We start from the raw sequence: 14,979 nt of genomic DNA on the forward strand, positions 1-14,979 counted from the left end.
AAGCGGCTCAGGAGCATGAACGGGGGCGAGGAATTTCTACGCTCCCTGCGCTGGCATTATCCAGATCAGGTTCTAAGGGTATTTCTCACCCACAACTCACGTTGCAGGACCCCTGCGCTAGCTTTGCGGCAACAATACACTGACATGCCCGGCAAACACAAGCACGATACGTCCCGAAAAACGTGAACGACCGATGCTGCGATGCGACATAACACGTGCCAAGGGACGCAAACTCAGTTCCAGCGGTGGCGTCAGGCGACGGCGCTTGCGTTGTCGTCGTAGAGCGTGCGCGTCAGTCATTGTGCGATGTCACCGGCCGGCGCGTCGGGTACCGCACACCTGGATGTGCGGCTTGGCTCACTTTGGCCTAACAATTCGCTGCGGTCTTGGCCCTTCCGGATGCGACAAGGGGTGCGTATCGTCGAAGGCGTGGAGGCATCGCAAGCGTGACAACGGCATGCCACCGGTGGGTGAAGCCTATTCTGAACGGAATTGAACGGAACGGAGAATCGATTCATGCTACGACTGAACTACATCAAGGCCGCCCCGCGCCCCTACGAACAAATGAGCGCGCTGAGCCAGTATTTCCATGACTGCGGCCTGCCGGGCGGCCTGGTCGAGCTGGTTTGGCTGCGAGCCTCGCAACTCAATGGCTGCGCGTTCTGCATCGACATGCACGTGGTCGACGCCCTGAAAACGGGCATCGAGCCGCGCCGTTTGCATCTGCTCGACGCCTGGCGCGAGACCGAGCTTTACTCGCCGGCCGAGCGTGCCGCGCTGGCGTGGACGGAAGCCGTCACCAACGTGCAGGACGGCCATGTGCCTGACGAGGTGTTCGCCGATCTGCGGGCTCATTACGACGACAAGCAGATCGCCGATCTGACGTTCGCCGTCGCCACGATCAATGCGTGGAACCGTATGGCGATCGCCTTTCGCGCGCCGCTGCCCAAGACACCGCACGGCGTGCGCTGAGCGCTGACCCGACGCGAAGCGCGGCCAGACGCCATCGCTACTGCGCCAGGCGCACTTCGCGCTGAAACTCGCGCGGCATCAGCCGTAGCGCGTCGCGGAAGAACCGCCGGTCGGGCGGGGGCAGCAGTGGCAGCACGCGGCCCAGCGACTGGGCGGCATGCACCGCCTGCGGCGAGTCGCCGTCCTGGTGCAGCGCGAACCACAGCATCTCGAACCACAAGTTGGCGAGCTGCAACGGCTCGAAGCAGACGCGCCCCTCTTCATGGTCGGCAAGCGTCGTCGCCAGCACATCGGTCCAGCGCTGGAAACCCTTCGCCCGCGAGAAGGGCGCGCCGAATGGCTGCACGGCGTCGAGAAAGGCGTCGACCGTCAACGGCGTGCTCGCGCGCAGCGTTGCCAGATCGGGGTCGCGCCGCGCCGGCACGGCGCCGCGCGCAATGCGCAGCAGGAAGACCGTGTTCCAGACGGAATTGCCACCGACACCGAACCGGTCGCAGATCCATTCCGAAAGTCCGATCCAGCGCAGCGCCTGCCGCTGGACGTCCGCGGCGGCGAGCCGTCGGCAGGGATCGATGAGCGCGCCTTGCCAAAACAGCCACAACGACAGCCCGATGTTGGCCGCGACATGCTGCGCGAGTTCAATGGAGTCGGCTTCGAACGCGGCTTGCAGGGCGTCGGAAAAGGCGGCCAGCGCGTTCGCCGCCGACTGCTCCCGCGCGGGCATCGGGCCGCCGCGCGCGGCGTGCGACTTGTGCAGCAACGCCTGCAGGTTGCGGCTCTCGAAGCGAATGCGCGGGTTGTAGACGAGACAGGGGGCGAGCGAGGTGTCGCCGGCGATGCGTTGCAGATGGGCGAAAGCGCCGGCCTCGTCGCGTGACGCGTAGGCTTGCCAGGCCTGCACGATCCAGTGCATGGCGCGTAACGTGGGCGAGCCCGGCGGGTTCGCGCCAAAGGTCGCGGCGAGCGTTGCGAGCGTTCGATTCGTGCGTGCCGCGTCGCCCATGCGACGCCAGGCGATCGTCTCGGCAAGCAGGGCGATGCCGCGTTGCACGTCGTCAACGGCACACACCTGCGCGGCATGAAACGATGGAATCGCGCCGGTGCGCGGCTGGCGACGTACCTCGCTCTGCGATGGCGCTTGGGGCGGCGCGAAGAACACGCCATCCTGCATATCGCGCTTGCCCAGCGTCAGGTGATGCCAGAACGCGATGTCCTGCATGACGTAATCGAGCGCGGGCGATGGGGTATCCGACGCCGCATCCTGTGCAAGCCCGAGAAACGAGGCGATCGCGCGACGCGGGTCGGCGGGCGTCGAGTCCCCGATCGTCACGGCGATGCGCGACATCTCATCGCGAGCGAGCCAGAATGGCCCTTTGCCCCGTCCACGCGTCGGCAGCAGACGCGCATCGGCGAGTACATCGTCGCCCCAGCCCACGGCAACGCCCCAACGTGCGAAATCGGAGAACGCGCGGCTGATCAGCATACGCAGATCGCCCGCCGCGCCGGCTTGACTGAACCGGATCTTCAACGAGGCAAGCGAGACCGACGACATCTCGTAATGCGCCGCATAGTAGACCCGCATCAACAACCAGAGGCTCTGATATCGCACCGGTTGGCCGTCGATATGCTGAGGGGCGTCGAGGCGGACGACGAGCGTTGGTGCGCCCGTGGCGGAGGCCGACGTGACGGGCGTTGTGCTGCGCGAGGGAGGGGTGTCGGACATGGCGTCGAGGCGAGTCGAGTGGCGTCGGGCCACGGACGACGGCCGCACACGCGACGGAATCTACGAATGAGGTGCACCGATGATACGGCGGTTACGACGGTTACGGTAGCGTTGCTTTGTGCCTGCCGAAACGCAGACTATGCTGCAAACGCTCCCGGAAGCGGGCGCCTGGCCGGCGCCACCGACGTTCTTCCTACCACCCAGATGGCACGCATTGAAATCAGGACAACGAAATGAAAATGAAAATCTCTCGCTGGCGACGCGGTGTTGTTGCCCTACAGGCGGCTGCGGGTGCCGCGCTCGTCTCGGCGACTTTGTTCACCCCGCCGGCACAGGCGGCGGAAACCAAGGCATCGACGCAGGCGGCACCGGTGCGCATTATCGAGCGTGTCGACTGGGGCGAACGTTTCGCGGCGGAAGGCGTGAAGGGCACGATCATCGTGCTCGACGGTCGCACGCGAGCGTATCAGGCGTTCGACACTGCGCGTGCCGAGCGGCGGGTGTCGCCCGCATCAACGTACAAGGTCTTCAACAGTCTGCTCGCGCTGGAGTCGGGCGCGCTCGAGAACGAGCGCGAGATCATTCCCTGGGATGGCAAGCCGCGTCAGGTGAAGTCCTGGAATGCCGCGATGGATCTACGCAGTGCGTTCCGGGTGTCGTGTCTGCCGTGCTATCAGGTCGTCTCGCACAAGATCGCGCGTGAATACGCGCAGGCAAAGCTGGACGAAACCGGCTACGGCAATCGCACCATCGGCGCCGCCGCCGACGCCTACTGGGTCGACGACAGCCTGCGGATCTCGGCCCGCGAACAGGTCGACTTCCTGCAACGGCTCGCACGCGGCACACTGCCATTCTCGGCGCACACGCAGGACATCGTGCGTCAGATCTCGATTGTCGAAGCCACGCCGGACTATGTGCTGCACGCCAAGACGGGCTGGTTCGACGAGAAGACGCCCAATATCGGCTGGTGGATCGGCTGGATCGAGCGCGACGGCAATATCACGAGCGTGGCGCTGCACATCGATATGGCGGGGGCCGCGGATGCGCCGAAGCGCGCGCGCATCGTGCGGGCCGTGTTGCGGGATCTGAAGCTGATCTGAGGACGGCGGGCGCCGTGGTGAGCCTCGCGCGGTGCGTACGCCAACCCGGCGGCGCGCCGCGCGACGAAAGCGGGCTACAGCGCGCGTCCGTGCTTAAGTGCGGCAGCGATTTCCGCCACGTGACGGCCTTGCGTCCTCGCGATCTTCAACTCGTTCTCGCTGGGTTTGCGAGAGCCGTCGGCTGCGGCGAGCGTGGTCGCCCCGTACGGCGTGCCGCCGGTGATTTCGCCCATGTTGGTGAGGCCAGGCTCGGTGTATGGCACGCCGACGATGACCATGCCGTGGTGGAGCAGCGTGGTGTGAAAGCTCGTGATCGTCGTTTCCTGTCCGCCATGCTGCGTGCCCGTGCTGGCGAACACGCTGCCGACTTTGCCGACGAGCGCGCCCTTGGCCCATAGGCCACCGGTCTGATCCAGGAAGTTGCGCATCTGTGCGGTCATGTTGCCGAAGCGGGTCGGGGTGCCGAACAGGATCGCGTCGTAGTCGGCCAGTTGGTCGACGCGGGCGACGGGCACGTTAGCAAACGCAGCGCGCGCCGCTTTCGCGCCGCTCTTTTCGAGGACTTCGTCGGGTACCAGCTCAGGGACTTGCATGACGGTGACATCGGTGCCGGCGACGCTGCGTGCGCCCTCGGCGACCGCCTCGGCCATCGTGTGGATATGTCCGAACATGCTGTAGAACACCACCAGGATCTTGGCGTTGGCCATGTGAATCTCCTTAGGGGTCGAGAGAGGCCGGCGTCACGGGCAATTCGCCGCGCGAGGCGAGCCGTTCCATGATAGTCGACGCTCGGGACGGAACACCGAATTCGTTGGGGGCCAAGCGCGCTTAACGCAGGCGCGAGCCGATGAGGCAGCCGAGCGCGAGCGCCGCGATGAGCACGGTCACGCTCGCCGACACCCCGCCCACCAGTGCGAGCCCGGTGGCCGCCGTGCCATGCGCCATGACCGCGGCCGGGACGAGCAACATGGCGCTCACGACACACCAACGCATCACATATCGCCACATGAAGCGACTGATGACATGCATGCGTGCGTCGAGTTGATGCCGTTGCCAGAATGACAGATCGGCCGCCGCGTGGAAGAGCCACAGCGGACTGAAGTATTTGATGAACAAGTCCATGACGCCATACCGGAAACATAATGCCCGCAGGGCGCGGGCATGTCGTCGAGGCACGATGGCGGGGCAGACGCCCGATGGCACAGTCATGCGCTTTGTGGGAGTCGACGCTCGATAATTGTAGCAGGCACTCACTCACTTTGTAGCGCTGGTGTGCGGAGAGAAAAGAGAAAATTTCACCGAAATTCGTGCAATTCTCCTCGAAATTTCGGCATCATGTCGCATCTCCCATCATGTCAGGGGCAGGCGGGGCTGTCGTGTGCCTCCCCGCGTTTTCCCGACGGGGCAGTCAGCGCGTGCGACGTCTCGGCCGTGATGTCCTGGATCAGCGCCCAGACCGACTGTGCGGCGGGCGAGAGCGTGCGGTTCTTGCGGCGCACGAGCATGATGGTGCGGTCGAGTTGCGGCACGAGCGGCAGGGCGACAAGGCGGCCCCCATGCGCCGGCAGCCCCGGCATCGCGGGAAGTGCCAGGGCCGGCATGATGCTGATGCCGATACCCGCTTCGATCATCCGAAAAACGGTGATCGCATGCCCGACTTCCTGAGCCACCTGGCAATAGGCGCCATGTTCGGCCAGCGCCCGGTCGATCAGCGGCCGGCTGCCCGATGCGTAGTCGAGCAGCACCAGCTTCTCGCCATTGAGTTCCTCCCACGTCACCTGCGCCTGCGTCGCAAAACGATGTGAGCGGTCGCACACGACCAGAAACGGTTCCACCATGATGGGCTCGCCGACCAGATCCTCGGTCCCTTCCGAAGCGACGACGACGCCGAAGTCGACTTCACCGTGTCGCACGCTGTCACTCGCGAGCGTCTGCACCTGATCGCGCAGCAAGAGCGTGATGTCCGGGTAGCGGGCCGCACAGGCGGAGATGCATTCGGGCATCAGATTGGCGGAGATCGTGGGTGCGCTGGCGACGCGTACCCGGCCTCGCCGCTCTTCGGCCAAACCGTGGGTGTCGCGCAGGGCGCTCTCCAGCTCGTCGAGTACCCGGGCGAGCGTTGCCGAGAGGCTAGCGCCCACTTCGGTCAGCGTGACCTCCCGCGTGGTCCGGTCCACCAACTTGAGTCCGAGTTCTTGCTCCAATTCACGGATACATCGGCTGACGGCCGGCTGGGTCAGGCCGATGTCCTCGCCGGCACGGCTGAAACTCCCGTGATTGGCCACTGCGAGGAACACTTTGAGCTGGCGCAGCGAAATATTCATGCGTGTTTGGTATGAATAATTTTTTTAAATGAATTTGTATTTTAACTGCCCTTGCGCTCTAATACGTAAAAACCCGTATCGCGAGCGCACACTTCCGGTCACCCTCGATCGTCTGTCGATCGACTGACCTACGATCGCTGGCGGCCGCCACGCCGTCGCGTCCTGTGTTCTGGCGGACGGGCTTTGTCTTTTCCGACGGATTCGAGATCGACGATGGCCAGACTGCGTTACCTTCCCGACAATTTCACGTTGATGCTCGTGGCGACTGTCGCGCTTGCCAGCTTCCTGCCGGCGCACGGCGAGGGTCGAGTCGCCTTCAACCTGCTCACCAACGTGGCGATTGCCGCCCTGTTCTTCCTGCACGGCGCCAAGCTCTCGCGCGAGGCGGTGCTCGCCGGTGCGACGCACTGGCGTCTGCACCTGCTGGTGTTCGCCAGCACGTTTGCCGTCTTCCCGATCGTCGGCCTGGCGCTCAAGCCGATGCTCTCGTGGATGGTGACGCCGGATTTGTATCTGGGCATCCTGTTTCTGTGCACGCTGCCGGCAACGGTGCAGTCCGCCATCGCTTTCACCTCGATCGCCCGGGGCAATGTGCCGGCGGCGGTGTGCAGCGCGTCGGCGTCGAGCCTGTTCGGCATATTTATCACGCCAGTGCTCGTCGGCCTGGTGGTCATCCATCACAACGGTGCGAACGGCGCGTCGCCGTTCGACTCCATCGGCAACATCATGTTGCAACTGCTCGCGCCATTCATCGCGGGGCAAGTGTCGCGCAAGGCCATCGGCAAGTGGGTCGAGCGCAATCGAGGATTGCTCAAGATCGTGGATCAGGGGTCGATTTTGCTGGTGGTCTACACGGCGTTCAGCGAAGCCGTGAACACGGGCTTGTGGCACCAGATTTCGCCGCTGGCGTTGCTTGGCCTGCTCGGTTGCTGCGCGGTGATTCTGGCGATCATGCTCGCCTTCACCACCTATTCCGCCCGCTGGCTCGGGTTCTCCCGCGAGGACGAGATCACCATCGTCTTCTGCGGATCGAAGAAGAGTCTTGCGAGCGGTATTCCGATGGCAAAGGTGCTGTTCGCGACCGGGCCGCTCGGCGCCATTGTGTTGCCGCTGATGTTGTTTCATCAGATGCAGCTCATGGTGTGCGCCGTGCTTGCGCAGCGCTACGCCAATCGCCAGCGTGCGGCGCAGACGGGCAGGACGGTCAAGGCCGGCGCTGCCAAGCCGGCTGTGCGTGACGGCAAGTCCGACAATAGCGCCAACGCCGGCGTGGGTCGCTGAGCACTGACCGCCGAGCGCGAAATCCGGGCAAAACACAGCCCGTTGACGGCTACTGTCACACGTTGGTCGTGCGCAAGTGCTAGAATTGCGCTTGTTTTGCTTCTTCATGACCTCCCTGGTCCGGCGGCGCCCGACGCATCTGTCCCTCGACAGGCCCCTCTCGCGCCAGCCCAGAGCATGGCGCGCAGCGCCCCTTGAATCTTCGCGAGTGAGCTTTGATGCGGAATCCTTCCGCGTGGCGGCCCCCGTTTTTTAAAAGAGATGTCCCTCCATCATGGCTGATGTAAATGCTGTTCCGACCCCCGGCTTCGATAGCTTTGGGCTGCATGCGGACATCTTGCGGGCCATCGCCGAGCAGGGCTACACCCAGCCGACGCCGATCCAGGCGCAGGCCATCCCGGTGGTGCTGTCCGGACGTGACGTCATGGGCGCCGCGCAAACGGGAACGGGCAAGACCGCCAGTTTCTCGCTGCCGATCATCCAACGTTTGCTGCCCGAGGCCAACACGAGTGCATCGCCCGCCCGTCACCCGGTGCGTGCGCTGATCCTCACGCCGACGCGCGAACTTGCCGATCAGGTTGCCGACAACGTGCGTGCCTACGCAGGGCACACACCGTTGCGCAACACAGTGGTGTTCGGCGGCGTTGACATGAACCCGCAGAAGGATGCGTTGCGACGCGGCGTTGAGATCCTGATTGCCACGCCGGGGCGCTTGCTCGATCACGTTGAACAGAAGACGGTGAATCTGAGCCAGGTGAAGATGCTCGTGCTCGACGAGGCCGACCGCATGCTGGACATGGGCTTCCTGCCTGACCTTCAGCGCATTCTGAATTTGCTGCCGAAGCAGCGCCAAACGCTGCTGTTCTCGGCAACGTTCTCGAACGAGATCAAAAAGCTCGCGTCGAGCTACCTCACGAATCCGCTCACGATCGAAGTCGCCCGCCGCAATGCCACGGCCGACAATGTCGAGCAGGTTGTCTATCAAGTGGATGAAGACGACAAGCGCGCCGCCGTGGTGCAGATTCTGAAGGAGCGGGATCTCAAGCAGGTCATCGTGTTCGTGAACAGCAAGGTCGGTGCGAGCCGACTGGCGCGCCAGTTGGAGCGCGAGGGCATCGTAACGGCCGCGATTCACGGTGATAAGTCGCAAAACGAGCGTATGCAAGCGCTCGAAGCGTTCAAGCAAGGCGGCATTCAGGCACTCGTGGCGACCGACGTTGCAGCGCGCGGCCTGGATATCTCCGATCTGCCGGGTGTGATCAACTACGATCTGCCGTACAACCCGGAAGACTATGTGCACCGTATCGGTCGCACGGGGCGTGCGGGTGCGTCGGGCGAGGCCATCTCGCTGTGCGCCCCCGACGAGCGCAAGCAAATCGTGGAAATCGAGAAGCTGATCAAGCACGAACTCAAGCGGGGTGAGTTGGTGCTGGAGCGTCGTAGCCGGTCGCGCGACGACCGTGGCGAGCGCGTTGTTGACCGCGGTGACCGCGGTGATCGTAGCGAGCGCGGTGAGCGCAGTGACCGTAGCGAGCGCCACGGTCGCCACGACGGGCTGCGGGCCAGCCGTAGCGGCGGCAGCGCCGCACCGCGCCGTGTCCGTCCGGAAGACGAGTTTTTCTACAAGCCGTACGAGCCGTCGCCGTCGGCGAGTGAGCCGCAACACGATGCCCGGTCGTCGCAGGAATCCGGCGTGCCGACGTCGTTTGGCGGGTTGCCTGACAAGGCGCCGAAGCGCCAGGTGGCGGCCCTGCTCGCGGGCTTCCCGCGCAAGGCGAGTCACTGAGCACCGTTTGACGGCGTTGCGCGCGTCGCGCGCTGACGTTGCCTGTTGAAGTTGAAAAGCCAGCGTAGTTTGCGCTGGCTTTTTCATTTTGGGGAATGCGAACAAAGGCGGATGTGGGCGTCATTGCCCGTGCTGAACCCGCCACGCGTGTGTCGCTGCCGCGTAGAAGTCTTCACGATGGGCGACGTGGGCAAGCGTTGCCGGTAATCCGAGGTGTGCCGCGGCGTCCTTGAGCGCGGAGAGCGTCGCGTCTGCCGTGTCGAGGACGAGCGGGGCCGCGCCATTCTGTTTGCTCAGCTTCTCGCCGTCGTCGGCCATGACCAACGGTACGTGCAGATAGCGTGGCGTGGGGGCATCGAGGCACGCCTGCAGGTAGATCTGGCGCGCCGTTGAATCCAGCAGATCCGCCCCGCGCACGATATCGGTCATGCCTTGTGCGTGATCGTCAACGACCACGGCCAACTGATAAGCCCATTGGCCGTCGGCGCGTTTGAGCACGAAGTCACCGACCTCAGTCGCCAGATCCTGTGTCTGCGGGCCCATCCAGCGATCTTCGAAACGGATGCGAGCCGCCTCGCCGTCGGGAACTCGCAAGCGCCAGGCGCGCGGCGTTTTGCCGTGCAGGCCGTGGCGGCACGTGCCCGGATACGCGAGCGTGCTGTGGCGCGCGTGCACGCGCGTGAGTGAATCGGCGATTTCGCGCCGCGTGCAGCCGCAGGGGTACACGAGTCCGCGCGCGATGAGCGAGGCGAGCGCCTGTTCGTACTGGGCATGTCGCTGACTTTGCCAGACAACGGGCTCGTCCGAATGCAGGCCCAGACGCGTCAGCGTCGCGAGAATGGCGTCGGCCGCCCCCGGCTCACACCGCGGTTCGTCCAGATCTTCCATGCGGACGATCCAGACGCCGTCGTGCGCGCGGGCATCGAGCCAACTGGCCAGGGCGGTGACGAGCGAGCCACGGTGCAGCGGCCCGGTCGGGGAGGGCGCGAAGCGGCCCCGGTAGCGCGGACCCGGGGCACGCAGCTCAGGGCTGGCGGGCGGTGCGGCGTCGTGCGGGTAAGCGTGAGCCACCGCCGCACTCAGGCAGACGGGGCAGGCGGCGCTGACGGGGCCGCGGTGATGGCCTTCTCAAGCGTGTTGCCCTCAGTGCGGCTGCCCACACACGCAGGACAATACTCGCCTTCGACGTAAGCCGGGCTGCGCTGATCCTCGGCGGTGACCACGGCGCGACAGGCGAAGCACTGTTGGGTCGTCGACGGCGTAAGTTCTGGCGTGAGCGCCGTGCGGTAATCGAACACGAAGCAGTCGCCCTGATAGTGCGCGCCGCCAACGTCCTCGAAGTACTTGAGAATGCCGCCGTCGAGCTGATATGTATGCTCGAGGCCGATGTCGCGCATGTAGATCGCGGCCTTTTCGCAACGAATGCCACCGGTGCAGAACGACACGATGGTCTTGCCTTCGAAGTCGTCGCGGTGAGCGGCCACGACGTCGGGAAATTCCGAGAATTTGGTCAGACGGTAGTCGACGGCGTTGTCGAACGTACCGACATCGACTTCGAAGTCGTTACGCGTGTCGAGCATCACCACCGGGCGACCTTCGTCGTCATGGCCGGCGTCGAGCCAGCGCTTGAGCGTGACCGGATCGATGCCGGGCGCCCGGCCGTCCGCCGGCTTGATGACCGGCATCTTCATCGTGATGATCTCTTTCTTCAGGCGCACCAGCATCCGACGGAACGGTTGCGTTTCGGAGAGGCTTTCCTTGACGGCCAGATCGGCGAACCGGGTGTCGGCGCGCAGCTCGGCGAGGAAGGTGTCGACGGCGTCGCGCGAGCCGGCCAGAAACAGGTTGATGCCTTCCGGCGCGAGCAGGATAGTACCCTTCAGGTCGAGCGCCTGGCAGTGTGCCTGCAGGGCGGGACGCAGGGTCGCGATGTCGTCGAGCGTGACGAACTTGTACGCAGCGATGTTGACGATAGACATGGCAACGGGATTTCGCAAAAGCGTGAAGCAATAAAGCGCCATTATCGCCGATTCGGCGCGAACGCACTTTGATTTCACCCCGGATTTCGCCGAATCGGACGGCATCCCAGTCGTGGCGGGGAGAAATTCCTAGTGCCCGCCCGGCCGCATCCGAAAAGCGCGGCAACGCGGGACGTTTCGCGACGCAGGGCGCTGTATCCGGGGGCGGCGCGTTACAATACGGCCCATGTCAGAACCTCGCTTCGTCCACCTCCGTCTCCATTCCGAATACTCGATCGCCGATGGCATCGTGCGGCTCGACGACGTCGTCAAGGCCGCCGCCAAGGATGGTCAGGGCGCGCTCGCGCTGACCGACCTCGCGAACATGTTCGGCGCCATCCGTTTCTACAAGGAAGCCCGCGGCAAGGGCGTCAAGCCGATCATCGGCTGCGATGCCTGGATCACGAATCCGGCCGACCGCGACAAGCCGTCGCGGCTGTTGCTGCTCGCACGCGACAGGGAAGGCTACCTGAACCTGTGCCAGTTGCTCTCCAAGGCGTGGCTCGGCAACCAGTGGCGCGGGCGGGCGGAGATCGAATCGTCATGGCTCCAGGCCGACGGTCTGGCACGCGGTCTGCTGGCACTCTCCGGAGCCCAGATGGGCGATGTCGGCGCGGCGCTGGCGGCCGGCAACCCCGAGCAGGCGCTGCAATGCGCGCAGCACTGGGCGAACGTTTTCCCCGGTGCGTTCTATATCGAGTTGCAGCGCACCGGCCAGGCGGGCATGGAAATGTATGTGCAGCAAGCGGTGCAACTGGCGGCGAAAGCGGGCCTGCCGGTCGTTGCCACGCATCCGATTCAGTTCATGACGTCGGACGACTTCACCGCGCACGAGGCGCGCGTGTGTATTTCCGAAGGCGAGATGCTGGGCAACGCGCGCCGTGTGCGGCGGTTCACGCAGGATCAGAGTTTCCGCACGCAGGACGACATGATCGCCGCGTTCGAAGACGTGCCCTCCGCGGTGGCGAATACCGTCGAGATCGCCAAGCGCTGCAACCTGACGCTCGAACTCGGCAAGCCGAAGCTGCCGCTGTTCCCCACGCCGGACGGCATGTCGCTCGACGACTATCTCGTGCATCTGTCCAAGGAAGGGCTGGAGACGCGTCTCGCCCAACTTTTCCCCGACGAGGCCGAGCGCGACGCGCAGCGTCCCGAGTATTACAAGCGGCTCGACTTCGAGACCGGCACGATCATCAAGATGGGCTTCCCCGGCTACTTCCTGATCGTGGCGGACTTTATCCAGTGGGCGAAGAACAATGGTGTGCCGGTAGGGCCGGGGCGCGGGTCGGGGGCGGGTTCGCTCGTGGCTTATGCGCTGGGCATCACTGACCTCGACCCCCTCAAGTACAACCTGCTGTTCGAGCGCTTCCTGAATCCGGAACGCGTTTCGATGCCCGACTTCGACATCGACTTCTGTCAGGACGGGCGCGATCGCGTCATTCAGTATGTGAAGGACAAATACGGCGCCGACGCCGTCTCGCAGATCGCAACGTTCGGCTCGATGGCCGCCAAGGCGGCGGTGCGCGACGTCGGCCGCGTGCTCGATCTGGGCTACAACTTCGTCGACGGTATCTCCAAGCTGATTCCGTTCAAGCCGGGCAAGCACGTCACCATTGACGACGCGCTCAAGGAAGAGCCGCAACTTGCCGAGCGCTTCCAGACCGAGGACGAAGTCAAGCAGTTGATCGAGCTGGCACAGCGCGTCGAAGGCCTCACGCGGAACGTCGGCATGCACGCGGGCGGTGTGTTGATCGCACCGGGCAAGCTGACGGATTTCTGTCCCCTGTACACGCAGGGCAGCGGCGAAGATGCCAGCGGCGTGGTGAGCCAGTACGACAAGGACGACGTGGAAGCCGTCGGCTTGGTGAAGTTCGACTTTTTGGGACTGACCACGCTGACGATCCTGAATTGGGCCGAGCGTTACATCAAGCGGCTGCACCCGGAGATGGCGGACTGGTCGCTCGACCAGGTCTCGCTCACGGACCCGGCCGCCTTCAGCATTCTCAAGAAAGCCAACACGGTGGCGGTGTTCCAGTTGGAAAGCCGCGGCATGCAGGGCATGTTGAAGGATGCCCAGCCGGACCGGTTCGAGGACATCATCGCGCTGGTGGCGTTGTATCGTCCGGGCCCGATGGACCTGATCCCGAGCTTCTGTGCCCGTAAGCACGGCCGCGAGAAGGTGGAGTACCCCGACCCGCGCGTCGAGCCGGTGCTCCAGGAGACCTACGGCATCATGGTCTACCAGGAGCAGGTGATGCAGATGGCGCAAATCATCGGCGGCTACTCGCTCGGTGGCGCCGACCTGTTGCGTCGCGCGATGGGCAAGAAGAAGGCCGAGGAGATGGCCCAGCATCGCGAGATTTTCGCGCAGGGAGCCGCGGGGAATGGCCTCACCCGCGAAAAGTCGGACGAAATCTTCGACTTGATGGAGAAATTCGCGGGCTACGGTTTCAACAAGTCGCACGCGGCGGCTTACGCACTGCTGGCGTATTACACCGCGTGGCTCAAAGCACACCATCCCGCCGAATTCATGGCCGCCAATATGAGCTTGGCCATGGACGACACGGACAAGGTCAAGATTCTCTACGAAGACTGCCTGACCAGCGCCAATGGCCTGGGCGTGCTGCCGCCGGATGTGAACGTCTCCGCCTATCGATTCGAACCGGCCGACGCGAAGACGGTGCGTTACGGCCTGGGCGCGATCAAGGGGAGCGGTCAGTCGGCCATCGAAGAAATTCTGCGGGCGCGCGAAGGGAAACCGTTCACCGATCTGTTTGACTTCTGCGCACGTATCGATCGTCGCGTGGTGAACCGTCGCACGATCGAAGCGCTCATTCGTGCCGGCGCCTTCGACAGCATTCATGCCAATCGTGCGCAGTTGATGGCGTCGGTGCCGTTGGCGATGGAAGCCGCCGAGCAGGCGAGTGCGGCGGCCAATCAGGTCAGTCTGTTCGATCTCGGTGACGAAAGCCTGCAAGCGCCGCTGGAGTTGGCCGACGAGCCGGCCTGGACCGACAAGCGCAAGTTGCAGGAGGAGAAGCAGGCGCTCGGCTTCTACCTGTCCGGCCATATGTTCGATTCCTACGCCGAGGAAGTGCGGCGCTTCGTCCGTACCCGCATTCGAGATCTGTCAGAGGGCCGCGACAGGCTGGTCGCCGGCGTGATTTCCAGCATGCGCACGATGATGACCCAGCGCGGCAAGATGCTGATCGTACAGCTCGACGACGGTACGGCAACGCTCGAAGTCACGATCTTCAACGAGCAGTTCGAGGCGAACAAGCACCTCTTCAAGGAAGACGAACTGCTCATCGTGCAGGGCAACGCACGCCCGGACAGCTTCACCGGTGGCCTGCGCTTCACCGTGGAGAGCTTGATGGATCTCGGCCGTGCGCGGGCGCGCTTCGCGCGTGCGCTCAAGTTGTCGTTCAACGGCAATGCCGATTGGACGCGTCTGCGCGCCACGCTGCAACCGCACTGCACGATGTACCGCGTCGCGGCAATGGCAGGCGCGGGCGGCGGTTCCCGTGGCGTCGGCTTCAACGGCAGCGGAGGCGGCGGTGGTGGTGGCGGTGGCCGGGGCGGTGCCTTCGGACGTCGCAATGACGACGACAACGACAAGCAGAACGGCTTGCCGGTGCACATTGTGTATCGCCGTCCTGATGCCGAATGCGAGTCGCGATTGGGCGACGACTGGAAGGTCCAGCCGGGCGACGAATTGCTCGGCGAGCTTCGCCAGTGGCTCACGACCGATTCGGTGCAAATCATCTATTGAGGC

General features: G+C 64.3%; 11 protein-coding genes and 1 riboswitch. Of the genes, 5 read left to right on the forward strand and 6 right to left on the reverse strand.

Features of this window, described 5'->3' with window-relative positions; genetic code table 11:
* Positions 1-25: 25 nt before the first annotated feature.
* Positions 26-124, reverse strand: a riboswitch (TPP riboswitch).
* Between the two features lie 392 nt (positions 125-516).
* Complete coding sequence (locus tag PSO31014_RS16035) at positions 517-972, forward strand: carboxymuconolactone decarboxylase family protein (RefSeq protein WP_150552524.1); 456 nt, start codon at positions 517-519, stop codon at positions 970-972.
* A gap of 37 nt (positions 973-1,009) precedes the next feature.
* Here the strand turns inward: PSO31014_RS16035 and PSO31014_RS16040 are convergent, their stop codons facing one another.
* The gene (locus PSO31014_RS16040; protein ID WP_150552525.1) at positions 1,010-2,695 is read right to left on the reverse strand and encodes a hypothetical protein; all 1,686 of its coding nucleotides are present in this window, start codon (positions 2,693-2,695) and stop codon (positions 1,010-1,012) included.
* Positions 2,696-2,928: 233 nt separating this feature from the next.
* Between PSO31014_RS16040 and blaOXA the strand changes: the two genes are divergently transcribed.
* Positions 2,929-3,795, forward strand: a complete 867-nt coding sequence (blaOXA, locus tag PSO31014_RS16045; RefSeq protein WP_150552526.1) for a class D beta-lactamase — start codon at positions 2,929-2,931, stop codon at positions 3,793-3,795.
* A gap of 74 nt (positions 3,796-3,869) precedes the next feature.
* Here the strand turns inward: blaOXA and wrbA are convergent, their stop codons facing one another.
* The 3 genes from wrbA to PSO31014_RS16060 all read right to left on the reverse strand — a co-directional run bounded on the left by wrbA (position 3,870) and on the right by PSO31014_RS16060 (position 6,119).
* Entirely contained in the window at positions 3,870-4,502 is a 633-nt protein-coding gene (gene wrbA / locus PSO31014_RS16050) for an NAD(P)H:quinone oxidoreductase (RefSeq protein ID WP_150552527.1), read from the reverse strand.
* Between the two features lie 121 nt (positions 4,503-4,623).
* Positions 4,624-4,917 (reverse strand): hypothetical protein, encoded by a 294-nt coding sequence (locus tag PSO31014_RS16055; RefSeq protein WP_150552528.1) that lies wholly within the window; start codon positions 4,915-4,917, stop codon positions 4,624-4,626.
* Positions 4,918-5,150: 233 nt separating this feature from the next.
* The gene (locus tag PSO31014_RS16060) at positions 5,151-6,119 is read right to left on the reverse strand and encodes a LysR family transcriptional regulator (RefSeq protein WP_150552529.1); all 969 of its coding nucleotides are present in this window, start codon (positions 6,117-6,119) and stop codon (positions 5,151-5,153) included.
* 213 nt (positions 6,120-6,332) lie between these two features.
* On the opposite strand from PSO31014_RS16060, the gene PSO31014_RS16065 reads away from it, so the two are divergent.
* Together PSO31014_RS16065 and PSO31014_RS16070 are read left to right on the forward strand one after the other, a co-directional pair.
* Entirely contained in the window at positions 6,333-7,400 is a 1,068-nt protein-coding gene (locus PSO31014_RS16065) for a bile acid:sodium symporter family protein (protein ID WP_150552530.1), read from the forward strand.
* Positions 7,401-7,674: 274 nt separating this feature from the next.
* On the forward strand, positions 7,675-9,186 hold the full coding sequence (locus tag PSO31014_RS16070; protein ID WP_150552531.1) for a DEAD/DEAH box helicase: 1,512 nt from the start codon (positions 7,675-7,677) through the stop codon (positions 9,184-9,186).
* A gap of 120 nt (positions 9,187-9,306) precedes the next feature.
* On the opposite strand, the gene gluQRS is transcribed toward PSO31014_RS16070, so the two are convergent.
* Both gluQRS and PSO31014_RS16080 read right to left on the reverse strand, forming a co-directional pair.
* Positions 9,307-10,209: a tRNA glutamyl-Q(34) synthetase GluQRS gene (gene gluQRS, locus PSO31014_RS16075; protein WP_150552642.1), complete on the reverse strand. Its 903-nt coding sequence runs from the start codon at positions 10,207-10,209 to the stop codon at positions 9,307-9,309.
* 56 nt (positions 10,210-10,265) lie between these two features.
* Complete coding sequence (locus PSO31014_RS16080; RefSeq protein ID WP_246176712.1) at positions 10,266-11,165, reverse strand: sulfurtransferase; 900 nt, start codon at positions 11,163-11,165, stop codon at positions 10,266-10,268.
* A 217-nt stretch (positions 11,166-11,382) separates the two neighbouring features.
* Here PSO31014_RS16080 and dnaE point away from each other — a divergent pair, with 217 nt between their 5' ends.
* Positions 11,383-14,976, forward strand: coding sequence for a DNA polymerase III subunit alpha (gene dnaE, locus PSO31014_RS16085; protein ID WP_150552533.1), 3,594 nt, complete (start codon positions 11,383-11,385; stop codon positions 14,974-14,976).
* The last annotated feature ends 3 nt before the right edge of the window (positions 14,977-14,979 follow it).

Origin of the sequence: Pandoraea soli, assembly GCF_902459595.1 — a bacterium.
Taxonomy (GTDB): Bacteria; Pseudomonadota; Gammaproteobacteria; order Burkholderiales; family Burkholderiaceae; genus Pandoraea; species Pandoraea cepalis.

Coding starts and splice junctions, on each gene's coding strand:
- blaOXA (WP_150552526.1), top strand. CDS start 2,929: ATGAAAATGAAAATCTCTCGCTGGCGACGCGGTGTTGTTGCCCTACAG.
- PSO31014_RS16040 (WP_150552525.1), bottom strand. CDS start 2,695: ATGTCCGACACCCCTCCCTCGCGCAGCACAACGCCCGTCACGTCGGCC.
- PSO31014_RS16080 (WP_246176712.1), bottom strand. CDS start 11,165: ATGTCTATCGTCAACATCGCTGCGTACAAGTTCGTCACGCTCGACGAC.
- PSO31014_RS16070 (WP_150552531.1), top strand. CDS start 7,675: ATGGCTGATGTAAATGCTGTTCCGACCCCCGGCTTCGATAGCTTTGGG.
- PSO31014_RS16055 (WP_150552528.1), bottom strand. CDS start 4,917: ATGGACTTGTTCATCAAATACTTCAGTCCGCTGTGGCTCTTCCACGCG.
- wrbA (WP_150552527.1), bottom strand. CDS start 4,502: ATGGCCAACGCCAAGATCCTGGTGGTGTTCTACAGCATGTTCGGACAT.
- PSO31014_RS16060 (WP_150552529.1), bottom strand. CDS start 6,119: ATGAATATTTCGCTGCGCCAGCTCAAAGTGTTCCTCGCAGTGGCCAAT.
- PSO31014_RS16035 (WP_150552524.1), top strand. CDS start 517: ATGCTACGACTGAACTACATCAAGGCCGCCCCGCGCCCCTACGAACAA.
- PSO31014_RS16065 (WP_150552530.1), top strand. CDS start 6,333: ATGGCCAGACTGCGTTACCTTCCCGACAATTTCACGTTGATGCTCGTG.